General features: G+C 62.7%; 20 protein-coding genes and 1 pseudogene. 3 read left to right on the top strand and 18 right to left on the bottom strand.

The window, feature by feature from the left end; genetic code table 11:
• Positions 1-3: 3 nt before the first annotated feature.
• From E7T06_RS07765 to E7T06_RS07705, 13 genes are all read right to left on the bottom strand, one after another.
• Positions 4-951: an iron-siderophore ABC transporter substrate-binding protein gene (locus E7T06_RS07765; protein WP_136365260.1), complete on the bottom strand. Its 948-nt coding sequence runs from the start codon at positions 949-951 to the stop codon at positions 4-6.
• 39 nt (positions 952-990) lie between these two features.
• Positions 991-1,974, bottom strand: coding sequence for an iron ABC transporter permease (locus E7T06_RS07760; RefSeq protein WP_136365310.1), 984 nt, complete (start codon positions 1,972-1,974; stop codon positions 991-993).
• A gap of 44 nt (positions 1,975-2,018) precedes the next feature.
• On the bottom strand, positions 2,019-2,984 hold the full coding sequence (locus E7T06_RS07755) for a sucrase ferredoxin (protein WP_240740904.1): 966 nt from the start codon (positions 2,982-2,984) through the stop codon (positions 2,019-2,021).
• A gap of 2 nt (positions 2,985-2,986) precedes the next feature.
• Positions 2,987-3,910: an ABC transporter substrate-binding protein gene (locus E7T06_RS07750; protein ID WP_136365308.1), complete on the bottom strand. Its 924-nt coding sequence runs from the start codon at positions 3,908-3,910 to the stop codon at positions 2,987-2,989.
• Between the two features lie 386 nt (positions 3,911-4,296).
• Positions 4,297-4,665 carry a hypothetical protein gene (locus E7T06_RS07745; RefSeq protein WP_136365259.1) on the bottom strand — a complete coding sequence of 123 codons (369 nt, stop codon included), beginning with the start codon at positions 4,663-4,665 and terminating at the stop codon, positions 4,297-4,299.
• A 191-nt stretch (positions 4,666-4,856) separates the two neighbouring features.
• A complete protein-coding gene (locus tag E7T06_RS07740) occupies positions 4,857-7,031 on the bottom strand; it encodes a fimbria/pilus outer membrane usher protein (RefSeq protein WP_136365258.1) in 2,175 nt (724 codons plus the stop codon).
• Positions 7,015-7,734, bottom strand: a complete 720-nt coding sequence (locus E7T06_RS07735) for a fimbria/pilus periplasmic chaperone (RefSeq protein WP_136365257.1) — start codon at positions 7,732-7,734, stop codon at positions 7,015-7,017. The genes E7T06_RS07740 and E7T06_RS07735 overlap by 17 nt, the downstream gene beginning before the upstream one ends.
• A gap of 95 nt (positions 7,735-7,829) precedes the next feature.
• On the bottom strand, positions 7,830-8,225 hold the full coding sequence (locus tag E7T06_RS07730) for a hypothetical protein (protein WP_136365256.1): 396 nt from the start codon (positions 8,223-8,225) through the stop codon (positions 7,830-7,832).
• Positions 8,226-8,242: 17 nt separating this feature from the next.
• Entirely contained in the window at positions 8,243-8,755 is a 513-nt protein-coding gene (locus E7T06_RS07725; RefSeq protein WP_136365255.1) for a hypothetical protein, read from the bottom strand.
• A 302-nt stretch (positions 8,756-9,057) separates the two neighbouring features.
• Complete coding sequence (locus tag E7T06_RS07720; protein WP_136365254.1) at positions 9,058-9,984, bottom strand: hypothetical protein; 927 nt, start codon at positions 9,982-9,984, stop codon at positions 9,058-9,060.
• Between the two features lie 65 nt (positions 9,985-10,049).
• On the bottom strand, positions 10,050-10,994 hold the full coding sequence (locus E7T06_RS07715; RefSeq protein WP_136365253.1) for a PKD domain-containing protein: 945 nt from the start codon (positions 10,992-10,994) through the stop codon (positions 10,050-10,052).
• 17 nt (positions 10,995-11,011) lie between these two features.
• Positions 11,012-11,470, bottom strand: a complete 459-nt coding sequence (locus tag E7T06_RS07710) for a hypothetical protein (RefSeq protein ID WP_136365252.1) — start codon at positions 11,468-11,470, stop codon at positions 11,012-11,014.
• 97 nt (positions 11,471-11,567) lie between these two features.
• The gene (locus E7T06_RS07705) at positions 11,568-12,017 is read right to left on the bottom strand and encodes a hypothetical protein (RefSeq protein ID WP_136365251.1); all 450 of its coding nucleotides are present in this window, start codon (positions 12,015-12,017) and stop codon (positions 11,568-11,570) included.
• Between the two features lie 689 nt (positions 12,018-12,706).
• Here E7T06_RS07705 and E7T06_RS07700 point away from each other — a divergent pair.
• Together E7T06_RS07700 and E7T06_RS07695 are read left to right on the top strand one after the other, a co-directional pair.
• Positions 12,707-13,891, top strand: a complete 1,185-nt coding sequence (locus E7T06_RS07700; RefSeq protein WP_136365250.1) for a GAF domain-containing protein — start codon at positions 12,707-12,709, stop codon at positions 13,889-13,891.
• Positions 13,870-14,589 carry a response regulator transcription factor gene (locus tag E7T06_RS07695; protein ID WP_136365249.1) on the top strand — a complete coding sequence of 240 codons (720 nt, stop codon included), beginning with the start codon at positions 13,870-13,872 and terminating at the stop codon, positions 14,587-14,589. The genes E7T06_RS07700 and E7T06_RS07695 overlap by 22 nt, the downstream gene beginning before the upstream one ends.
• A 245-nt stretch (positions 14,590-14,834) precedes the next feature.
• Here E7T06_RS07695 and E7T06_RS07690 read toward each other — a convergent pair whose 3' ends face one another.
• Positions 14,835-15,041, bottom strand: coding sequence for a hypothetical protein (locus tag E7T06_RS07690; protein ID WP_136365248.1), 207 nt, complete (start codon positions 15,039-15,041; stop codon positions 14,835-14,837).
• A 718-nt stretch (positions 15,042-15,759) separates the two neighbouring features.
• On the opposite strand from E7T06_RS07690, the gene E7T06_RS07685 reads away from it, so the two are divergent.
• Positions 15,760-17,946, top strand: coding sequence for a hypothetical protein (locus E7T06_RS07685; RefSeq protein WP_136365247.1), 2,187 nt, complete (start codon positions 15,760-15,762; stop codon positions 17,944-17,946).
• A gap of 685 nt (positions 17,947-18,631) precedes the next feature.
• Here the strand turns inward: E7T06_RS07685 and E7T06_RS21690 are convergent.
• The 4 genes and pseudogenes from E7T06_RS21690 to E7T06_RS07660 all read right to left on the bottom strand — a co-directional run.
• Positions 18,632-18,718: pseudogene (locus E7T06_RS21690) on the bottom strand (IS5/IS1182 family transposase); the annotation flags it as partial.
• Between the two features lie 288 nt (positions 18,719-19,006).
• Positions 19,007-19,402 (bottom strand): transposase, encoded by a 396-nt coding sequence (locus E7T06_RS21685; protein WP_136365245.1) that lies wholly within the window; start codon positions 19,400-19,402, stop codon positions 19,007-19,009.
• A gap of 92 nt (positions 19,403-19,494) precedes the next feature.
• Positions 19,495-23,055 carry an HD domain-containing phosphohydrolase gene (locus tag E7T06_RS07665; protein WP_136365244.1) on the bottom strand — a complete coding sequence of 1,187 codons (3,561 nt, stop codon included), beginning with the start codon at positions 23,053-23,055 and terminating at the stop codon, positions 19,495-19,497.
• Between the two features lie 394 nt (positions 23,056-23,449).
• Complete coding sequence (locus tag E7T06_RS07660) at positions 23,450-23,737, bottom strand: IS110 family transposase (RefSeq protein WP_276605564.1); 288 nt, start codon at positions 23,735-23,737, stop codon at positions 23,450-23,452.
• Positions 23,738-23,762: the final 25 nt, after the last annotated feature.

Genomic DNA, 23,762 nt, shown 5'->3' with positions numbered 1-23,762 from the left:
TCCTCATTTCTTGTCGCTGTAGGCGGCGGGCGGCGCGGCAGCCACCAACAGGCGGCTTTCAATCGCCTGTGCCACCATCAGTTTCAGGGCCAGTGGCCCCCGGCCCCGCGTCCAGTTGTCGCGGTCAAACACATATACGCGGCCCAGCTGTACGGCGCTGAGCTTTTGCCACAGCGGGCTTTCCTTCCACTGCTCGGTTATGGGCGTTTCATCGGGCGCGGTGAACAGCACCAGTATCTGCGGGTTCAGGGCCACCAGCCCCTCCAGCGAAAGTTCGTACTGGGTTTGATCGCCCTTGGGACTCAGCGCATTCCTGCGCCCCAGCCCCTCTAGAAAGCTGCCCACGAAGCTCTGATCGGTGTGCACCGTCAAGGAGAGCGGCGTCGCCACCGCCGCGACGAACGGGGGAGCATTCTTTTTCGCCAAGGTTCTGGCCTTCAGGATCAGGCCTTGCTGGTCAGCCAGCACCTGCTTTGCTGCGGCTTCGCGGCCCACCAATCGCCCGATCGCCAATGTCTGCGCGTTCAGATCGTCTAAGCTGCCGCGCCGACTCTGAAAAGCAGCGGTGGGGGCCAGTTTCGCCAGTTGCGGATAGATCTCGCCCTGCACGAAGGCGTCGGCAAGGATCAATTGCGGGCGCAGGGCGGCGATGGTTTCCAAACTGGGCTGGGCGCGGCTGCCCGTTGCGGGGATGTTGGCTGTGCGGGCGCGCAGATAGGGCGGCGCTCCCCGGTCTCCCCCCTGCGTTCCCAGTGCGCCGCCCACCGGGGTAATCCCCAGCGCCAGCAGCGTGTCTAGGAACGAGTATTCCAGCTCCACCACACGTTTGACCGGGGCGGCAAGTTCCAGCGTCCCGCGCCCGTGTTTCACGGTCAGGGCTAGGGCGGAGGAAAGGAGGGCGAGGGCAGACAGGGTCAAGAGTGTTGTTTTCAGGGGGGAACGAGACTTCATAGCGCACCTCGGCGGGGGAGAACGTTTGAAGGACGAGGGCTAAGCCCTGCGCCCGATGCGCCGCGCCAGCAGCACGAAAAACGGCGCTCCGGCAGCGGCCACCAGAATGCCCACCGGGGTTTCGGCGGGGCGGTCAACGACGCGGGCGGCGACGTCGGCCAAGATCAAAAAGGCTGCACCCAACAGGGCCGTGAGCGGCAGGCTCAGGCGGTGATCGGCCCCTACGAGGGCGCGGGCAGCGTGCGGAACAAGGAGGCCCACGAACCCAATCGGCCCCACCACGCTGACTGAACCGGCGGCCAATACCACGCCCAGCGCCGTGAGAACCGCGCTGTCGCGGGCGGTTCTGGCCCCCAAACTGCTCGCAATGTCCTCACCCAGCGCCAAGACATTCACGCGGGCGGCGAACAGCAGGGCCAACACCAGCCCCAGCCCCAGCCACGGCGCAACCTGCCATAGCTGCTCCCAAGTGCGCCCCGCCACCGAGCCGGACAGCGCGAAGAGTGCGCCTTGGGCGCGGGTTTCGAACAAAATCTGCACCGAGCGGGTGGCCGCGCCCAGCAACGACGCCACCGCTACCCCGGCCAGCGCGAGCCGCAGCGGAGTCAGGCCCGCACTGTTGGCTGCACTGTGTGCCGCGCTGTAGGCCGCCGCCGCTGCCAGCACCCCGCCCAGAAAGGCGGCAGGCACGAACAGCACACTGGGGGCGGCAGGAAAGAAGACCACCATCACCAAAATGGCGCAGGCTCCACCCGCCTCTACCCCCAGAATGCCCGGATCGGCCAGTGGATTGCGGGTCACGCCCTGAAGCAGCAGCCCCGACACGGCCAGCGCCGCTCCGGCCAAGCCTGCCACCAGTGTGCGCGGCAGCCGCAACGCATGAACTACCAAGCTGTCGGTGCTGTCGTCGGGGGCAAAGAGCAGCTGGGCCACCCGCGTCAGGGGAATTTCGCTGGCCCCCAGGGCCAAAGAAGCGAGGAGCGCCAGCAGCAGCAGCAGCCACGCACCGGTAAAGATCAGCACCCGTCCGGACTGGGGCAGACCCGCTTTGCGCACAGCGTTCGCCGTCAAACCGTGACCTGTGTTTCCGCCAGCAGGTCTAGGCTCACCTCCCCCAGATGCCACTGCCGCACGTCGCCCAAATCGGGGGTGTGGCTGGAGCCGGGAAGCTGGAGGGAAGGGGCGGGCCGAACGTGTGCGCGGGCCACCCCCTGCACGCCGTCCAGATCGAACTGAAGCGTGACGTTCTCGCCGTCCACTTCGGCCCGGCGCTGTGCCCGCAGCCAATTCCAGCCGGAACGCACCAGCAGTTCGCGGTCCAGCACCTGTGCCAGCGGGGGCAATCCCGCAAAACCGCGCAGGTGTCCGGCCACTTCGGCAGGATGAACCTCGCGGCGGGCCACCTGCACGGCCAGTTCGGGGGTCAGGTGCGCCCACAGATACCCGCTGGGAAGATCGACGGCAGTGGCGGCGAAGCGGTGACCGCCGAAATGCCCAGTGCGCCAGCTCCGCAGTCCAGCGGCCTGCAACGCGGCGTACACGGGCACCCCGTAGCGCCCGCAAGACGCGTCCACTGTGCCGTGCGTGCACACGTGAATATCGCTGCCAGAGGAAGGACGCTCCACGCGCTGCCAGCCGCTCAGGTTCTGCGGTTCCAGCAACGTGTCGATCAGGCCGTGTGCCCAGCCGCTCTGAGGATGCGCCGACTGGTAATCGCTCCGCTGGAAGCCGCCTTTCCCCAGTCGGTAGTGCCGCACCTGCAACGGCTGATTGGGGGAAGCCGGGGCGCTCATCAGCAGGCCGAACCCGGCACCGGAAGCCTCGACTTTGCCGCGCAGCCGCTCGAAGACGCCCTGTTGTTCAGGCGTCCAGTTCGCCGCGTCGCGCAGCCGCGCCCACATCGGCACGTCCAGTTCCAACACCGTGACTTCTTGCCAGTGCGGGGCGGTGCCAATCGGGTCTTCGCCCGCAGCCCGTGAGGCGTCGGCGCACAGAGCTGAGCGGGCTGGAGCCAAGCGGGCCGGACGGGTCACGGTCACTTCAACTTGTCCAGAATCAGCCGCGTCATTTCGGTGCTGTTGCGAATGGACACCAACGGGCCAGAGTACGGGCTGAAGGCTTCGGGAACGTACAGCACGCTCTGATCCTTGAGGCGCTGGCCCACCGGCGTCTTCAGAAAAGCGTCCGCGCCGTTGAATTGGCCGCCGGGAGGAAACAGCACCACCAACGTCTTCTTGTCGATCCCCAGCAGCGCCTCATCGCTGATCTGTGCCCCGATGCCCAGCGTCGCCGTGCCGATCTTCAGGCCGTTTTTGAAGCCCAAGGAGCGCAGGTCGTCGATGAGCCGCACCCGGCTGTACGCCCAAGTGCTTCCGCCGCTGAAGGGGGCCAGCACCACCACTTTGTCGTACTTTTTGAACACGCCTGCCGCCCGCAACTTGCGGGAAGCGGCGCGGTTCACATCTGCGGCCTGCTTGATGATCTGCTCGGCCTGCACCTGCTTGCCGAACACGCGGGCCAAGTCACGCAGCCCCTTTTGCCAAAAGCCCTGTCCGCCCTCTTGGTAACCGGCGGTAGGGGCAATCTTGCTGAGTTTGTCGTAATTCTGGTTGCCGTCCCACGTCAGGCGCACGATCAGGTCAGGCTTGAGGGCCAAGATCGTTTCCAAATTGGGGGCCGTCCAACTGCCCACGAAACTGGGATTGTTCAGCTTGCCACGCGCATAAAAACCTTCCTTCAGCACGCTCGGCTTCAGCTTGCCGCCGCTGATGTCGGTGGGCGACAGGTAGCTGCTCGCCAAGCCCACCACGCGGTCTCCCAGCCCCAGCGCGAACATCCAGCCCAGCGCCTCCTCGTCCATGACCACGACCCGTTGGGGATTTTTCTTGATGCGGGTGACGCCCTCATCGTGGTTGAGGGTCAGGGTTTGGGCAGAGGCAGCAGGCAACAGGGCCAGCATGCCGAGGAGGACAAGTCGGTTCACGCCCCTAAGTTAATTAACCTGAGTGGATTAGTCAAGTTTAAGTTATGGTGATGGCTTGTGGAGATCGAGACATCCTTCCGAATTGAATATGCTGGCTAACACAGGTCAGCTCACCTCATCCATCGATTCCTGTAGATCTGAGCGACAGCCACTGATCGCTCAGCTCGGCAAGCGTTGAGCGTTGACGACTCCGTGTGAATCCCCAGTCTGCTCCGCAGCCAGCCCCCCTCAAGGGGAGCGCAACAGCTCTTGTCCCCACCTCTAAGGGGGGGTTCACCTTCCAGCTCGAGGGTTCAAAACAACGAGACAGGAATCAATGGTTATGGCTTGCGACGTCAACAAAGGTTTCCCAGCCAATAAAGTCAGAGAGGTGACGTGGGTGCGCCTGAGCCAAAGGGGAGAAGGGCGTGCGCCTCAAGCAGTTCTTGGAGGGTCAGGGCCGCCACTTGATCGGCGTAGTGCGCGATGAGTTCTTCTCTGAGCGCCTCCAAATGCTGCTGCTGAGTCTCATGGTCGTTGGCATGTGCCACGATGCTGGCCATCAAGGCGCTGTCCGCGGCGCTGGCAAAGGTCAGGATCAGCCGGGGGATCACGGTATCGACCAACTCGCGGGTGCGCTGATGCAGGACGTAGCGAGGGGAAGGGGCGGCAGTGTCATCGTCAGCAGAAGTTGCTTGGGCAGGAGCGGGTAGAGTGACGAGCAAGTCGGACGAGTGCGTCGGGACGGTCAAGGCGGCGTCTCCTGAGACGTGTATCGATCTGGCCCAGCATGGTGTCTATGTTCCATGTGAACTCAGCGACCGAGCGAGGGTTCGGAATGGAGGGGACGGGAGACGAGGCAGGCCCCGATGCGGTGGGCGTCTTTCGGTTCACTCACACGCCCGCCGAGTCTTGCCGTCGTCTGGCCCTCCTCGAACAGCGGTCAAAGATCACAGGTGACCGTGGTGGCAGCCGACCCAATCTGAACCGGGCAGGTGCGCCCGTCCTCGAAGGTCAGGATCCCGGTCACCGCTTCAGCCAAAGCAGGCAGCAACCCCTCACCCTGATCATCGAGATCGATGCGGTCTTGCCCGGCCCACTGCACGCTGCCCCCACTCGCCGGTTGTCCGGCCGCTTGAACGAAGGTCACGAAGCGCGAGCGGGTGAAATTATCCCGCCAGTCCATCACCACCGCGCCCTCGGTCGGCAGCGTCATCACGAGGGTCTCGGCCCGCAGCGAGACTTCGATCGGCAGGGTGTTCAGATCCACCTGAATTTGGCTGCCCGAACTGGCTTGGACGGAAAGCAGCAATTCACCTTGGGCATTGGTGCGGCCCTGGTACAGCCCTTCTGCCGAGATGCCGAGGTCAGGAATCCCGGTTTTGAGCAAAATGAACCGGCGGCTGCCTGAGGAGGCGGCAAAAGAGAGTTTGCCCTCAACCAGGGTGGCCCGGCCCTGCACCTGCACGCCCACGTCGCCTTGGGTGCTGGCCGCCACATCCACTTCCACCTGATCGCGGAACTGGTATGAGAACGCCAAGTTCTGGAAGTCGGTGCTGGCTCCGATCCGGTTGGTGGGATTCAGCTGATAGTTGACGGAGGCATTGACGCCTCCCGGGCTGCCTGGGCCACCGACCGCACTGGTCTGCACCTGCACGTTCGGTTGAGGAATCCAGTTGACGCCTATCCCCACCCGAGTACTGCGCGACGTGACCGCTACAAAGGACGCCACATTCAGCTGGGCATTGACCGGCACGCTGCCGTCCAGCCGTCCGTACCAGCCGTTCTGCGCGGTGTTGTAGCCACCCGTGAGTCCGGCATTGAAGCGCGGCGCCGCGTACCGCAGGCCCAGTTCGAGCTGTGGGTCGCGTGTTCCCTCGACGGGGACTTCGGCGTCGACCCCGAAGTTGAAGGCATTGATGGCAAACCGGTACTGGGCTTTCAGGGACGTCTTTCGCGTTTCACCCGAGGTGTCGGTGCCAATCCCCAGCCGCACCACTTGATTGACCGGGGCGAACACCGCCCAGACGTTGGCCTGCACCGCGCCCCCTTTGACGCCCGCTTCACCCTCAAGCGTCATGGAGGGGGTCAAGCCGTACTGCGCTGCCCCGGCTGCGTAGACCTGATCGCCCAGCCAGCCGCCCTCCAGTCTCGTGACGTAGCTGCCCGGTGCCAACAGGACGGGCGAGAAGCTGTAGGGCTGAGAGACCGACCGCTGGCCGGTCTCGTCCTCGATGCTGACCACAATAGAACCCTTGTCCTGTCGCAGCGGAAGATCCCGGAGCGTGACCGTTCCCGGTGCCAACTGACTGCGCTGCAGTTCCTGCCCATCCACACTCACGCGCACGTCTGACGCGAGCGGCAACACGAAGGTCAGCGACGGCCAGTAGCGGACCTGTCCCCCCCTCAACCCGGCCTGCACGCCGCGAAAGGAACCGCGCCAGAGACTGAGGGTGGTGGGCAAGTTGTAGGCCAGCTGCGCGAACCGGGCTTCGTCCGGTTGGTAGCGCAGCCGTGCGTAGGGCATCAAGCTTCCGGCCAGCGGGAGTTTTAATGCGCCCCGCACGCCGATGGAACTGGAAAAGCTTCCCTGCACGTACTCCAGCCGGGTATCGAACGCCCCCCGGCTGTCCGAGGCGTCGTGAACGTTTGCGCCTCCCGACACCTGGTAATCCAGATTCAGCAGCGGCAACGTCGGCAAACGGACCGCCGCCGGAGCCGTCACCGTGAAGGAGGCGTTGCCCAGCAGACTGGGCAGCGGCTCGAACGTCAGCGTCAACTGTTCCGGGTCAAATTGCAGCCTGAGTTCCGGCTTCAGGCGCACCAGATCGGTGTCCTCACAGGTTAGCTGCGCATCGAAATACGCCTCTTCACCCGCCCGAATGACGCTGCGCTGCAGCCAGGTTCGCCCATCCGCGGCCCCAGTGCGAACCCAGGCCCCGCCCCGGCTGAGCCCGGCAACCCTCACTTCGACGAACGACTCGTCCGGCGGACACACCAGTGCAGGTGCAGAAGAAACCGGTTCTTCAGGCACCGGGGCAGCGGGCGGAGGGGCACTCTGGGCAACGGCGCTGCTGAGGAGAAAAGCAGTCAGGAGACCGTTAAGGTGCCGGGACATTCAGGGTCTCGACGCGGTCTTGCTGCGCCCGGTTGGTCGAGCGGATCACCAGTGTCTTGAGATCTGCGGGAAGTGCGGGCAGGGGGACGCGCATGGTTGACCCCGGCAGCACGTAGACGCTGCCCAGATTCAGCGGCTGGTCATTGAGGGAGGTGGACATGTTGCGGTACACCTCATGTGCCGTCCCGCTGTTGCTCAGCACCAGAGTCAGGCCAGCCGCGCTGCGCTCCAGGCTGGTCTTGACGTTCGCCTGAGCGCTGGGTTGGGTTACGAACAACGGCAAGCTGAACACATACGTCGGCGTAATCGCCGCCTGCAGCCCCTCTGTTCCCGTGGCTGCCGGGGTCACCGGTGTGGGGGCCTGACGGAGCAACAACCGGTAGGTCGTCTCCGGCGCGCTGGACTTGCCGCGCAGCCCAATCCGCACCACCTGTGACCGCCCCGGAGCAATCGTAAAGGTGGCGGGATTGACGGCAGCGTCCCGGGTGGGCACATTGACATCCTGCCCGTCTTGCTGCGTCCAGCGCAGGAGGGACGCACTGAACACGAGAGGGGTGGTGCCCTGGTTGACCAGGGTGGTCATGGCCATCGCTTGCCGCTGCGGGTTGATCTCCAGCGTGACGGGACTGATGACGACGGTAGCGGCAGACGCCTGGCCCAAGCAGCCCAGCAGCGCGCAGAAAAGGAAACGACGAACAAGCATGAATGCACACCTCAGAAGAGAAGGACAGAAGAAAGGCGCAGCTCAGCAAGGACGCCGCGCGGGCTCTGCAATACGTTGTACCGGTTGCGCTCTGGCTAAAACGTCACCGTGATGGTCAAGGGGCCGCTGTAACTGCGGCTGGATGCGCCCCACTGGTTGCGCGGCACGATGACCTGAAAGCGGAACGACGTGCGCGCTGGATCTAAGGACGTGCCATAGACGTCTGGGATGTAGTACTCAAGTTGATCCCCGGTTCCCGCCGTCAGAACCCCCAAGTACCTCTGGCGAACCAGGTCGACGGTTCCGCCTGGCGAGCTGAAGGTCAGGGTCGGCTGATCACTCAGGGCGCACTGCAAGGGCACCTCGACGGCCTGCACCGCATCGGTCTGGTACGTGTAGGCACTGACCGGGCTCAGGACGGGACTGCCGACGATACAGGCCGCCTGAGCCGCCGATCCCAGCAGAAAGAGGCACCCGAGAGAGCGCCACATGAAACGCCAGAGCGACGTCAAAAGCTGATGACCAGCGCCACGCTGCCGGTGTAAAACCCGCTGGACGCATTGAACTGCGGGGTGGCGGGCCACCCGGCATAGACCAGCGTCACGCTGCGGGTCGCGCCCTTATACGGCCCACTGGGCACGGGGGCAGAAGAGCCGACGGTGAACCAAGCATCGACGTTGAGTTGATCGGTGGTGCCCGGCGAGAACTGCGTGAGCTTGGTCGAGACATGGGCATTCGGGGTAGAAGTGCTGGTGTCACCGATCAGGGTGCGCTGCGAGACAGGGGTGTTTTTGTTGCAATACACCGAGACCGACACCTGCCCCTGACCTTGCGGGCTGCTGGTGGTGCTGGCCAGGCCGGCCTGATAGGCGGGCGACAGATCGATGGTGGGCGAGGCGTTGGCCTGATCGAAGACGCAGCTGCTGAGCGTGGTGATGTTCAGTGGGATGGTCGCGCTGGATTGAGCAGCGAGGGCGGGAGGGAGAGTGAGGAGAAACAGGGCAGAAAGGAACGTCTTCATGGCAGACTCCAGGGTGGATTTCAGAAACGGCAACAGCGGGTCTTGTAGAGTATACCGACCTGCTGAAACGGAGAGAAATTCTTGTTCAGTTGCGGACAATTGAAACCCAGCTCTTGGTGGACTCCGTGAAGGTCATTCAGTTCAGAGTGGATTCAGCGGCCCTCCGGCGAGACCTTGGGAAGGGATCCGCTGGAAGGCCGTCAGGGAAGTTGATGCGTGGAACAGTCCCCGGGAGGGATCTCGAGTGGGAGGCGTTGCAACAACACGCTTGAAACCCTTGACCCCACTGGACTTACAGCAAATTACCGAGAAAGTTTGATGTTATCAACATTCAGGTAATAGCCACTTGCGTTATCAATCCTGAACGAGGTGAGGTTCGTCCAGTTGCTAAAGTTTTGAGTGAGCAATGAGCTCGAGTTGTTGGAGATGGTGGTGGACAGAACTGTACCGTCCTGCTTGAGACCTGTAACAGCAAAAGAGCTGCCGTTCGTATTGACGTAAGGTGCAAAGCCAAATGACTTCAATGTAAACGGGAGTCCATTTGAAGCAGTCACAATCAAAGGATCAGAGGCATTGCCGGGGCTTATTACTTGCGTGGGGGTTGGATTGTATTGGCTGTTGGCTCCAAGAAGAAGAACAACACTGGATCCCGCTGTTGCAATAAAACCGTTTTGTTCATACGCGTTATAAAGAGCTTGGCCAGAAACAGCTGGTGTTTCAAAATCAAGCGTGACATCATTCGCGGGCACGCCACCCTGAATGGTCATGCTCTGCTGTCCAAGGATGGTAGCGCCGTCCATGCACGTGACCGTCACGGTGTAGGTGCCGAAGGTCGCGTAGAGGTGATCTTTGGTCTCAATGCGGCCCACGGTGGGGGAAGCGACGGCGGTGGCGGTGCTGCCATCGCCCCAAGTCACCGAGCAGATAGCGGGACTGGTAAAGGTGGACTTGACGTAGGCCCGGACAGCCCCGGCGGTGCTGGGCACAGGCAGCACGTTCAGGTACACCTGACCGGCGATGGCCTGAGCAGACAGCTGAGCGCCCATGCCGATACGGGTCAGCTCGGTCAACACGTGCGCTTCCTGCGCTTCAGCTGTGGTGCGGTAAGAGACGACGCCCTCTCCGCGAGTCGAGGCTTTGGCGGTGGTCGCGTCAGGAGAGATGACTGCTTGCTGGGAGCAGGCGGCGAGGGTGAGGGAAAGCAGGGCGAGCGCAGCATAGATTTTCATTTCAGGACTCCTGATGAATAAAAGAAACGCCAAGCCAGAGCGGCCTGGCGTTCCTACAGCCGGGATTATTTAGAAACGTTGACGTTGTCGATCAGAATATAAGTATTACCAGCGTTGAAGGTCACTTTGGAAAGATTCGTCCAGGTGGAATCTAGGGTTACCGTTTGATTGGTGGAAGTCGTCGTGTTCAGAGGCAGGGTGAGAGTCGAGCCGTCCTGCTTGAGACCGACAAGCGTGGTGCTCAGGTTGCTTCCATTGAGGGGCCTGAAATCAAATGACTTCAGAGTAAATGGCGCTGAGTCAGACGCAGATAGATATAACCGGTCACCACCATAATTGGGGTTAAGCGCTTGAGTCGGCCCAAGGTTGTAGCCACCAAAACCAGCTGCGGAAAATAGAACTAGAGCATCATAACCAGTTGTATCTGCAGAGAACGTAAAGCCCTGTTCCTGATAGGTGGCGTAGAGATTGTACCCTGGGGGGTTAGGTGCCACGGGAGCGTCAAAGTTCAGCGTGACACCAGTGGCTTTCTTGCCGGCCTGAACGGTCATGCTCTGCGTACCAACAACAGACTCGCCGTTCCGGCAGGTGACGGTGATGGTGTAAGTGCCGAAGGTGGCGTAGGCGTGGTCTTTGGTTTCGATGCGGCCGACGGTGGGGGAAGCGACGCTGGTGGACGCGCTGCCGTCGCCCCAGGTCACTGAGCAGGTTACTGGGCTGGCGAACGTGCTTTTGACATAAGCGCGGACGCTGTCGTCGCTGCTGGGAACCGGCAGGACGTTCAAGTACACCTGAGGGGTCACCGCCTGCGCGCTGACGCTCCCGTCCAGGCCCAGGGCTTTGAGCTCCGCAGTGATCTGTGCCTCTTGCGCGGCTTGAGTGTTGGCGAAGGCTTGGCCCTGACCAGTAGTGCCTACCACGGAACGTGTGCCTTGAGTGGCGGGTGTGGCCTGCTGGGAGCAGGCGGCGAGGGTGAGGGACAACAGGACGAGCGCAGCGTAGGTTTTCATCTCAAGACTCCTGACGCTCAGAACGCGACGATGTAATCGGCGGTGTTGGTGTAGTCATTTTGGCTGGACGCGCCGTACTGCCCGGCCACGGGGGTGGCGGTCAAGACGTAACTCCAGAGGTCGCCGCCGTTGAAGCCTGCGGTGGGGGCCTCGGGATCCTCGCCGTAGCCCAGCGTGACGTTCAGGATGTCATTGTTCGAGGCCTTCAAGGCTAGGTTCAAGTCGGGTTCGTTGGCCCAGTAGGTGGTGAAGGGCTGGGTGCCCTTGTTGCAGAGCACGTCCACGGTCGTCTCGCCACTCAGGGGCGCAACATCGGCCGCTTTGTAGGTGGGGATAACGATGGTGGCGGCGCCTTCAAGATTGAAGACGCAGCTGTTGAGCACGGTGCTGTTGACCGGCACGGGGGCGGAGGTGGTGTCGGCCAGGCTGAGGCCGGAGAGGAGCAGGACAGCGGGCAGGAGTGTGTACAAGCGCATAGAGACCTCGGGAACGGCAACACCGCTCAGTTCAGGAGACGACGATCCAATTCAGGCCAGGACGCGGGTGGATGCATCCTGGCCTGAGGGCATGGGATTAGAACGTGACGGTGATGGTGGTGGTGCCGGTGTACGCGCCACTCGAGGCAGCCCACTGCGCCGAGGCAGCCGCGGGGACGATGCTGTACACGCGCTTGTCGCCGCCGGCGTAGGTGCCGTCCCCAACCGGCACGGTGTCGCTGCTGGTGCCCAGGGTGACGGTGGCTTGCAGGGTGTCGCCACCGGTCTTGGTGAGGGTAATGGGAGAGGTCAAGGCGGCTTCACCAGGGGCCAGCAGGGCCAGGGTGCCCTTGTTGCAGTACAAGGTGGCGGCGCCGTTGACGACGTTGGAGGAGCCGGTGGCGGCGACGTAGTTGAAGCTGGCAGCGGTGGTGGCTGCGGTGTCGAACACGCAGCTGTTGGCTACGGTGGCGTTGATGGTAACGGTGGTGCTGACACTGTCGGCCAGGGCGGTGGTCAGGGTCAGGGCAGCGAGCAAAGCGATCATGTTCTTCATGAGACTCCCAGGGTAAAGCTGAATAGAGGATGAGGGAAGGGTGAAGTTCTTGTTAGATATAGCACGCATCTCAACGAATGTGTTGACTTCTCGTCTTCAGAGATGAGACGTTCTGCCCTGAATGCACCTGTAATGAGTCCTATATAAAGAAAAGACTGCTCTACCTGCTCCAGCCGCCCTTTATTCTAAAGTGGACTTTTTATGTGTGCGGTTTAAGGAAGATTTATGTCCGATGAGCAATGTAAAGTCTTCATCAAATGCGGGATAGGGGGCTAGCCCCCTATCCCTCTCCCCCCCTACCAGGACTTTGGGGGGGGGGGAGGCATCTCAGCATTGTCACGGCACCCCCCCTGTGGATCGCCCGTGTTCCGGGGCCAAGATTCGACACAGCCAACAAAACTCGACCATACATTGAGCGACTCCTGGCACAAGATTGATGACCGACAGGGGGGTCTGCGGACAGGGGAGGGGCCAAACGTTGGGGTTGTTCGGCAGGCCGCAGTCGCCGAGCCCTCCGGCCGACTGGATGAGACTCTTCTGAAATCGGTCACCCTCCGGTACCCGCCCACTGCAGCAGCTCAGCTGAGCTCCGCCCGGTGTGGGCCACACCACCGAGCCTTCTGCCGGACCACGAGGGGTAGCCCCCTAGTTCATCCTACGTTCATGTGACAAGATCAGGCATGACTGCCAAATCGCCTGAAGAAGCTGCCGCGGGCCTTTTGGACTGGTCACCCTTTGCCCAGCAGATCGTCGAAGATTCCCAGGCCGCGCTGGGGTTCCCCTACGTCGTCCTGGCCCGTTACGACACGGTGGCGCGCACGTCACGGCCCGTGTGCATCGGTGGGATGCAGCTCAAACCCAATCAGCGGGCCCTCGAGCTTGGACAGCGGCTCGTCCCACGCTTCGATCTGTACCGGTCCTACTCGGTGGACGCCAACCCGTTGCTGCGGGCCAACTTTGAGGGGGAGGGCCCGCTCATCGGCTCGGTCGAGGAGTTCACCCGCGGGCTGGTGCCGCCCCTGATCGCCCGCATTGCCAGCCACGTCGCGGGCGCCGCGTACGTCATCGCCATTCCCCTCTGCGTTGAGCACCGGGTGCTGGGCTGCTTGTCCTTCTACCAGCGCAGCCCGCACTTCAGCCCGGCCTGGATTCGCACTGCGCAGGCGTTTTCTCGGCAGGTGGCGCTCTCCATCCACAACGCCGAACTGCTCGACGAAGGGCGCCGGACGGCGGCCGCTCTGGAAGCCTCGCGCCGCCTGATCAGTGAAGCCGAAGAGCGTACCCGGCGCGATATCAGTGAGTTCCTGCACTCCCGGGTGCAGTCCCGGCTGCTGGTCGCCGAGTACCGCCTCGGCGAGATTGAGGACGTGAGCGAGGAGGCGCGTCGCCGCATCGAAGCCGTGCGGGCCGAGTTGGAAGACCTGCGCGAGCGCGACGTGCGGCAGGTCAGCCACCAGCTGCATCCTGAAGCGCTCCGAATGGGCCTAGTGACTGCGCTGCAACTCCTAGCCACGCGGCTGGACGGCGTGCTGGACGTGCAGCTGGTGGCAGATGACACTGTGCTCGCTGCGGAGCGGAGCCTGACGATGCCCCTGCGGTTGGTGGCCTTCCGCGTGATCGAAGAAGCGCTCGGGAACGTGCTCAAGCATGCCTCGGCAGACAGGGCCACCGTCTGGCTGGGCCTGGAGCCGCATGGCCTGAGGCTAGAGGTGACCGATGACGGCCGCGGGTTTGAAGTGGGGGCGCAGCCCCCAGGCTTAGGGCTGCTGTGCCTGGGCGCGCGGGTCGAAAGCATGGGAGGCTGCTGGGGCATCGAGAGCGTCTTGGGCGGCCCCACCCGGTTGTGGGCACAGGTGCCCAAATGACCGCCGTTCCGCCGGTCTCGGTCATCCCCACGGTCACCTTGGTCGAGGACGAGGCGTTGTTCCGTGACCTGCTGTGCCACGCGCTGGAACGCACGGGGCAGCTCCGGGTCGTCGGCAGCTACGGCAGCGCGCAGGAAGCGCTGGCGGGCGAGGGGATGAGGGAGGCAGACGTCGTGTTGCTCGACATTGACCTGGGCGGTGAGGACGGCATTTCGCTGGGCCGGCAGCTGCGGGCCCGCCACCCTGCCCTGGGCATCGTGCTGCTGTCCAACCACGCTCATCTGGCCTTCGTGCGGGAGCTGATCGCCGCGGACATGACGGGCTGGGCTTACCTGCTGAAGAAATCGGTGCGGGACGTGCAGACGATCTTGCGTGCCATTGAGGGGGTGCGCGCGGGGCAAGTGGTGCTCGATCCGCAGTTGGCGCAGGGCGAGCCGGGTGGGGGGCGCTTTCCGCAGCTGACGGCGCGGCAGACCGAGTTGTGGAGCCTGATCACGCAGGGATACTCCAACACGGCCATCGCGGGCCGGTTGGGCCTGAGCTCCAAGTGGATTGAGAACGCGGTGGGCAGCTTGTACGCGGTTCTCGAACTCGACACCCGTGATCCGCAGCTGAACGTCCGGGTGTCGGCGGCTTTGCTGTACGCCCGTGAAGCGGGGGGCGCCCACCTGACCGTGCTGGACGATCTCAGAGAATGATCCGGGCCACGCTGGGGAGGGGCTCGCCTGCTCCCGGCTGAGGGGAGTCCGTCCCTGTTGAGCAGTCAGGGGAACGGCAAAGTCTGGGAAAACCGGGGCCAAGGCCTCTCTGTAGCATTTCCCTGACTGCCTGTCGGGAGTGCGGTGCAGGCGGGGGTTCGGGACGCGTTGGCGGTGGTCACCGCTGCGGCTGGCCGCGTGTAGGGCAGGTTGGCTTGGTGAGTCGTCGGGTAGTGCTTTACCGCTCAGGTGGACTTTTTGACCTGCAGCGGCACGTCGTCTGCTCGCCGGTCTAGGCCGCTGAGGTGTTCGCGGTCGCTCGCGCGGAGCTTGAAGAGGGCGACCACAGGTTGACCATCGGCCGGTTGCAGGCGTTTCAGTTTGAGCTCTTCAATGGTGGCGAGGTCTGGAGGGTGGGTTTGGTGATAGGTAGGGATTTTATCTTTGGGCATGCGGCCACTCTTCCGCCGGCTCCAGCGCGGGCTTGGGCGGGCACACAGTATCTCTGAGGTAATGGGGGGCCGAACGGAGGCTGGGGAAAGTGAGGGGGCTAGCAAGGCTGAAGCACCCGCTGACTTCAAGGGCACCTGGAACTGCCGCTGCCGCCCCATCCCCTTTCGGCGCGTTGAATTGGCCTCATGAGACGTCTGAGACAGCGTTTTTTGGGTAGGACAGCCTCCGCGAATGCGCCATTTATAAGGTCATCAAGAGCAGCAAGCTCTTCCGCACGTTCAGAGGAGACGCCCCTCCTGATTAAGGGCGGTCCGCATTGCCCAGGTCTCAAGGGCGTTGGACCGTGGTCGATGATCACCAGTCTGACCTGCGCCTGAGGTGCGGAGCACTGGCCCAGATGCTACCCCCCCCAACGGGTGGTTTTTTACCGCATCGGTCAAATTTTTCACAATGACAGCTCGAAATTAGATACTTTCTCTCAATAGGCATCACGTGTCCACCCTCACCTCGCCCTTTCAACAAGTCACTTGATCGTCTCCACCTCCGACCATTTACCTCCATTTAGAAACGTGGCGCCGTGTCCCACAGGCAGCTTCCCTTCCGGGCCCAGCCACCACACCGTCCCCAGCCTCGAGACGCCCTGCATCTTTCTTTTCCCCAGACGGCCTTGCCTGCACACCTTCCGTCAATCGCTCTCAGTCACAAGGATCCTCTCAAATGACTTCTAACCCGCTGAAACTCACCACCCTATTGCCGCTGCTCACCCTCAGTCTGGTTCTGGCAGCCTGTGCCCAGACCACTTCTCCGGCCAGTCCGTTGCCGGACGACACGGCCGCCCTCCACGGTGATGACCACACTGGAGGCGGCACCCGCAGTCATGCGCATGAGATTCAGCCCGTGCGGCCGGGCGTGCCGGAGGCCGCTCAGGTTACCACTGCACGCCTTGCGCCTGAACGCCTGACCATCCCGCCAGGTGACCGATTGAGTGCCCAGTCGTTGCCGACCAACCTGCAGCCTATCAAAGTGGCCCTGAAAGTGTTGGTGCTGAGCAGCGGCCCCACCGATTTCGGCATCGGCGCCGCCAAAGCCATGCTGGGTCAAGCGGGCGTGCCTTTTGACGTGCTGGACGCGACGACCACTCTCCTCACGCCAGAGGCCCTCATTGCCAGTGACGGCACCGGCAAATATCAGGGCGTGATCCTGACCGATTCGGCCCTCACCTTTCAGAGCAGCCCCGGTGTGTACTCCAGCGCGCTGGACACCAATGAATGGGCGACGCTGTTCGAATATGAGAAGGCGTTCAAAGTGCGGCAGTTGGCCCTTTACGGCGCGCCCACGACCGCGCCCGAAGATTACGGCCTGCGTTTGGTCTACGGCACGGAGTTCGCCACTGGGAATCTGAACGTGACCGCATCAGGCCAGGCCGCCTTCAAGGACCTGACCGCAAACGCGATTCCTCTACGGTACGCCTATACCTACACCGCCCAACTGGAAGCCGTGCCCGGCGTGGTGACCCAACCCTTACTGACCGATGATGCGGGCCATGTGGTGGCGGCCACCAGCACCCTAGATGGCCGCGAACGCCTGATTCTGACCAGCGCCCAGAACCCGTACTTGCTGCACACGCAGGTCTTGGGGTACGGCCTCGTGCAGTGGCTCACCAAGGGCGTACACCTTGGAGAACACCGCCGATTCCTGCAAGTCGACGTTGACGATTGGTTCCTGAACGGCGATGAATTTGATCCGGCGACGGGTGGTCTGCGCCCCCAACCCTTCCGGCTGTCGGCCACGGACGCCCTGAGTGCGCGGGATCAGCAGCGGGCTGTGGGCAGTACCTCCACCGTCGTCAACAACTTTCGCTACGCCATCATGTTCAACGGCGGCGGCGCGAACGCGGCCAGTCTCAAGACCTGTACCCCAGAGCTGTCTGGCTCCCTCGTCAAAGACGCCCTGACCAGTGTGTCGCGCTGCATGGCCGCCGACTTTGACTGGGTCAACCATACCCGCGACCACCAGCGCATGGACGTGATGGATCTGCCCACCTCGACCACAGCCATTGCAGGCAACCTGACCATAGGAACGCGTCTGGGCCTGCAAATGAGCCGCAAGAGCCTCGTGACCGGCGAGCACAGCGGTCTGGGCTACATGGATCCCACCGACGACGGCACCCACAACGACGACGGCTTCTCGCAGCCCAAGCAGGATTTGGGACTGGGCCGCAGCAATCCCAACCTGATCACGGCGGCCACGAACAGCGCCGTGCGGCATCTGGCCTCCAACCGCAGCGTCGCCAGCCAGTGGGATGCGAGTTGCCCCACTTGCGGCATCCCCCACCCGCTCAATTCCAGCCTGCTGCTGATTCCGCGCTATCCCAACAGTATTCATTACCACGTCACCACGCCTGAAGAAGCCACCGCCTCCTACAACAAACTGTATGCTCCCGGCGGCACTGTGCCTTACTGGGATCACGCTTTCGATTACGCCGAGCTGCTGGATGTCGACAGCACGCAGGGCGTAGGGCACCTGTTCGAGGGCACGGCCTGGCCCACCTACATGCACCAGACCAACCTGCGCCAGTACGCCCCCGGCAAGAGTGTGGCCACTGACTGGGTCAAGGCGGTGGTGGACAAGTACGCCCGCTACTCCACGCTGCCCCTGAATACGCTGCGCTGGGACGACCTCGGCGCGTATGTGCAGCGGCATACGCTAGAGGAAAAGGCGAAGGCGGCCAACGCCTACACGGCCACGTGGAACCGCACCACCAATGTGGTGACCCTGATTCGCAGTGGTGGGGCGGTGCCCGTCACGCTGACGGGGGCAGCAGGCGGCAGCAGCTACGGGGCTTACGAATCCAAACAACTGACACTGGGCAGCACGCTCAACGTGCTGGTGAAATCCAAATAACCCACACCGGGGGCTGGGGTAGCCTGACTTGGGCCTGTGGGAGCCAGAGCATCAGGTTCCCTGCCCTCCGGCTCCCATGCCGCAGGCGTGACCGTTGATCAGCTCTGAACCACTGGTGTCTGATGGCTTCCGGGGCAGAACGGACGTGGAGACCAAGAGTCGTCCTCCTGCCTCAAACGAAATCACCCCAACGGTTCGGGTTCACGCCGTCACGTGATCTGCGACGAAGTGATGGGCGTCCGCCGACTCTTGGGCGAAAAGATGTCCAGCACGCCAGCACAGCCGCCATCTGAAGGGCCATGGACCCCGTGTAGGGCCCCTTTTTCCGAGAAGTCAACAGAGGACCGACAGGCAACCCGACTCCCATATCTCAGCGTGGGTACCATGAGGGCATGGCGACAGCAGGGGTCAGCACAACACAGTCACTCCAATTCACCGACGAGTTGTACGTTCAGCTCGTCGGTGACAGTTCTGGACGCGGCCACAACCCAGCAAGAGCAGGCGGTTCTCGTGTGCAGGCTTGACTGGAATGACCCCAAAGTACCGGGCCAGCAGGCAAGTCAGAGGCTGTCTGGAAAGGCAAGGATCAAGGGGCAACTGCAGTTGGCTGGGCAACAGCAGTGAGTCTGCGAATCATACAGCGAATGAAAGCCAAGAAGATAAGGGCTTCGGTGGTCTGGGGCACCAAGTCACGGTTAAGTCGACGGTTGAAGGACAACCAGGCGAAGCTCCGTTCGACCACCCAGCGCTTCTTGATCACCACAAAGCCGCGGTGACCCCGAAAGGTCTTGATCTGTTCCTCTATCAGTTCCTGCCCCTCTGGGAGCCAATACCCCCGGGTATTGGCATCGGAGCGTTGAGCAGGTCTCCACGGTGTAACCGAGCGTCGTTTTGACCCAGCCTTCCCATTTGCCCTTGTCTCCACCATCGGCAAAGAGATGGAGCTTCATCTGGGGCTGATTCTGGTGCAACTCCTGAAGGAGTTGCTGGCTCTCCTCCCGACCGGTGATGTTTGCGGGCAAGACCTTGACCCCCAGCAACAAGCCCTGGGTATCCACGATCAGATGATGTGTTCGTCCGTTGACTTTCTTGCCACCGTCGTCGCCTCGGGCCCCCCTTTTTGCAAAGTCTTCACGCGCCTCGAATCGACGATCCCCGCTGTTGGAACCGCATTTCGTCCTAATGCTTCCCGCGTCCGGACGCGGAGCGCGTCATTGACGCGCACCCACAGGCCATTCTTGTTCCACTGTCGGAAATAATCGTAGACCGTTTTCCAATGCGGGAAATCAGCAGGCAACATGCGCCACGACACGCCACCGCGTTTCACGTAAAAGATGGCGTCGACGATGTCACGGCGAGCGAGGCGAGCAGGACGCCCGCCAGGTCGGGGCGCAGGGATCAGTGGGCCAAGAATGGCCCACTCTTCATCGCTGGGGTAGGTGGGTCGCCGCGTCATTGAAAAAAGAGTATCCTGCAGGCCATTCCCCAACCAGCACGCTTTCCAGACAGTCTCTGAGAAGCATGCGCCCCTCGTGTTGTCCTAAGGCGTCATTCGACCGCACTGGAGTGTGCCGCGGCCAGGAATAAAGCTAGGAAGACATCCACCAGCGCCGGGTCGAACTGCGTTCCGGCCTGCCGCCGGATTTCCACATAGGCTTCCTGGTGCGTCCAGGCCCGTTTGTACGGGCGCATGCTGACCAGTGCGTCATACACATCGACCAGGCTGAACAGCCGTGCCACGAGCGGAATGGCCTCTCCAGAGAGGCCATCCGGGTAGCCTGTGCCATCCCAGCGTTCATGGTGATGCCGGATCACGTTCTTTGCCCCGGTCGGAATCGTTGGAATGCGGCTGATCAGTTCGGCGCCGATCGCCGAATGAGCCTGCATCAACGTCCACTCGTCTGCATCCAGCTTGCCCGGTTTCAGCAGGACTGAATCGGGAATCGCCAGCTTGCCGATATCGTGAAGGTAAGCTCCCTGGCGCAGGCCTTCCATCTCCTCGTCTTTCAACCCCAAGCGGTGACCGAATTCAACCGCCAAGCGAACCACGCGTTCGGTATGCCCATGGGTCTCGAAATCTCTCAGTTCCAGTGACAGCCCGAGAGCGAGCAGCGCACCTTCGTGGGTGTGCTTGAGCTCCTCGATGTACGCCTGACGTTCCAGTACCCGGCCGATCAGTTCGGCCACCCGCATCGCGAGGGCTTCGGTGGCGGCCGGCAGGGAACGCCGGGGCTGGAACCACACGAAGCTCACCAAACCCACCCGGCGGCCCCGCTCCAAGACTGGCACGAACACGGCTCCCTGAACACCCGCCTTGATCAGGGCCGGTAGAGCCTTTGGATGGCTGGCGTAGGTAGCGCTGAGCAGCAGGGGCGCGTCCGGGTCCAGCAGGTCATCTACGCTGCTGGCGTGCTTGGTGAGGGCATGTACCGCTGCACGAAGCGCGGCCGAAGGAACCCCGTCGTCCACCACCACCTGCCGGTCAAGGTGCAAGTACCCGGCATACTCGGCGCCGAGGAAGGCCTGGCAGGCGCTCAGGCACCGCTGGGCCACCATTTCCGGGGTATCGAGCAGGCTCTTGAAGCGCGACAGATCGGCCAGCAGGTGAAGTTCCGCGACCCGGTCAGCGTTCGCCTGCTCTGCCCAGATGCGCTGAAGAGCCGTGACGCCGGATGAGGCCACCGCACCCACCAACTGGATCTCCGGCGCCGAGAAAGTGGCTCCGGTCGGCCGCGCTGCAACGATCACCCCTACCGGGCGCTCACCAGCGTGCAACGGCGTGACCAGCAGCGTCGCATGCTCCAGGTGAAAGAGCCCCGCGTGATCTAAGTCTCCCTCCAGTTGAACAGGGCGTCGCTCAAGCAGGGCCACCCAGAGTTCTCCGTCTCCCCGGAGGGTGGTGTGTAAAGTGGGTTCATCCGGCCACCCGTGGGCTGTGAGGCGCAGGGCGTCCTCCTCGGGTTCGTAACGGAGGTACACCACCTGGTCGTTGCCGAGCAGCTGGGCCGCTTCCAAGCAGAGACCAGTTTCCACGTCCTCCAAGGTGTGGGTTTCCCGCAGGTTACGGCTGAGGCGAACCATCACCTCCAGCTCCCGCTGCCGCGCCTGTTCGCGGGCTCGCCGGCGACTGTCAGAGATCAGCGCGGCAGCCAGTGATGCGAACTCCTCGGCCAGGACCACCGAATGGTGGTCAAAGGCGTTGTCCTGGTGCAGGTTGTCCAGGTTGATTTCCGCGACGACCTCTCCGCCGAGTTCCACTGGGACGCTCAGGTTCGCCCGCAGGTCAGACAACGCGCCGTACTGCTCGTAGGTCGCACGGCTCTCCTGGTGGGGAACCACCCGGCGGGTATGCTCCAGCACGGCGTTCTGGCCACTCAGAATGCGCGCGCGCCCCTGAGCCCATTCAGGCCCGCCATGCCATGCTTGCGCCTGCACGGCCGTCTGCTGGATCTGGAGCAGGGCGTCGGAGTAGCCCACTTGGGCGGTATACGTGAAGACGTCGCCTTGACGTAGGGTCAACGAGCCCGCTTCCGCGCCGGGCACGCTCACCACGGCCGCTTCGAGAAGGCCCTTCCAAGCGGCGGAATCCAAGCTTCCTTCCTGCGTGAGAAACTTCAGGGTGGAGCGTACGGCCTGCACGGCGGCGCCGGGATTCTCGGCCGGGAGCGTGAGAGAGGCCGGTGAAGCGCCGAAGTGCCGGGCGGATCGGCGCGCCGTTTTGTCACGCAGCATGCGCTGATCTGCGAGGCGCATGAGGTCACTGGTGGCCTGCGCGTCGGTGGGGTAGGTAGCCGTGCCGACAGAAGCGTTGGCCCGCAGGAACCCGGTGTCCCGGGTGCGTTGAACGGCCTGTTCAGCCAGGGTGGCCAAGGGCGCGCGAAGCTGGCCCTGGATCAGCACCGCGAATTCATCCCCCCCGATGCGGAACACCTCCGCGTCATAAAAAACCTCTTCTAGGGCCGAAGCGAACGTGGTGAGGAATTCGTCGCCCCGGGCGTACCCGAACTGTTCGTTGATGTCCTTGAGTTCGTCCAAATCGAAAATCAACACGTGCAAGAGTTGCTGCAGTCCTGTTGCCGAGGCCAGCCGAGTGTCAAACGTCAAGTCAAAAGCCTGCCGGTTGCTCAGGCGTGTCAGCGAATCGTGGTAGGCCAGGTGTTCCAGAGCGAGGGTTCGCTCCTTCACGCGGCGCTCCAGATCGGTGTTGGCTTCCCGCAGGGCCTGCTCGAGGTCACGGCGTTCGGTGAGGTCACGCGCCACGACAATGACGCCGTCCACCTCACCGGTCGGCAGGATCAGCGGAATGTTGGCGGCCTCGAACACCCGCTCACGCCCTCCCACGACCAGCCGGGATTCGGAGCGCGGCTGGTCGTGGGAGGGCGTGATCAGGTCATCAGTAGCGCAGATCGCGGCATCTTGCTCATCGTCGAAGAGTGTGTGGTTGCCGTGGCCCAGCAGTTCATGCCGGGGCCCCAGCACAGCCTCGGCCGTCCGATTGATTTCCACGAACCGGCCGGCTTGGTTTTTGATGATGATCAGGTCCGAGGTGTGATCCATCAGGGCCCGCAGGCGGGCTTCCTGAGTGTGCCGCTCCTCGAATACTTGATGGAGCTCGCGCACGGCACGCTGTCGTTCCAATTCCGTGACGATCATTTGGGCGAATCCGGTGAGCAGCTGACGTTGCGTGAAGGTCAGGGGTCCATGCGCGTGCGTGTCCAGCAGGCACAGGCTGCCGATTGCGTGGCCGTCGGGGGTTCGCAGCTGAGCGCCAGCGTAGTACCGCAGGGACCGGCTTGCTGTGACGAAAGGATGGTGTTCAAAGCGTGGATCCAGCCACGTATCGGGGACTTCCAACACTTCTTGATGAGTCGGGAGCCGGAGGGTGTGGAAGCAGAAGCCCAGCTCCCGCGGCAGATCTTCACCTGGCCAGTTGGTGTGCGCCCAAGTGTGCTGGGCGTGTGCGCTGATCAGGTTGAGTTGAGCGCCGGGCACCCCGAGGGCCTGGGTCGTGAGGAGCGTGATGCGCTCGAGGGCCTGCCGCCCGGCGGCATCGGAGAGTGCGTAACGTGATAAGGCGTGCTGCCGTGCAGTTTCAGCTGAATGATGCATTGCGTTCCTCAGGGTGCGCTCAGGAGCTCGTCAGATTTGGTCACTGTAAAGGTCCGTCTCTGACACAGCTGTCAACCACTCACAAACACATGTTTTTATGGACTGCTCATGAGTTACCGCGAAGAGCAACTGCCGTGGCAGTCAAGGTAGATGTTAGAAAAGCAGCCGCCACAGACGCGATCTGGCGCGCAGGTAGCCGGATTTGTCACAACATGAACAGCTGATCCTGAACCACGCTCCTACTCGAATCAAGAATCAAGACGAGCTTTCAGGGCTCAGTTCGGACTCGGTTCTCTCAACCTCTAGACACGGCGGGAGGAGCCCGATGGGGCCAAGGTTGATCGGTCTCGAGCAGGGCATTGAGGCAGATCAGCCTCTTGCGCACACAGGCGATTCAGGCCACCATTTTCGGTTTTCCTCGGTGGAGCAGTTGTTCACCATGTGTGTGGATGGCTGGGTTGAAGCGGATGGCCACCAAGGTGGGCATGTAAAGCGTGGTTCTGAGTTTTGCTCGTCCTCCCCAAATTCCGCGCTGAACGCGGCGTTGACCACTGTCGTGGTTGAAGGGTGCCCCACCGCCCCGGGCCGCCACCTCTCGGCGAAACCGCTGACCCACCTCCGGTAAGGCAGCAATCAGTGGGACCGCCACGATAGGATCCACCCCAGGTGCACTGCAGAGCAATTCGAAGCGGTATCCCCATGTTGTG

Origin of the sequence: Deinococcus sp. Arct2-2 (assembly GCF_004801315.1) — a bacterium.
Lineage (GTDB): Bacteria > Deinococcota > Deinococci > Deinococcales > Deinococcaceae > Deinococcus.
The sequence above is the reverse complement of the archived record's forward strand: the minus strand, read 5'-3'. Positions and strand labels throughout refer to the sequence as shown.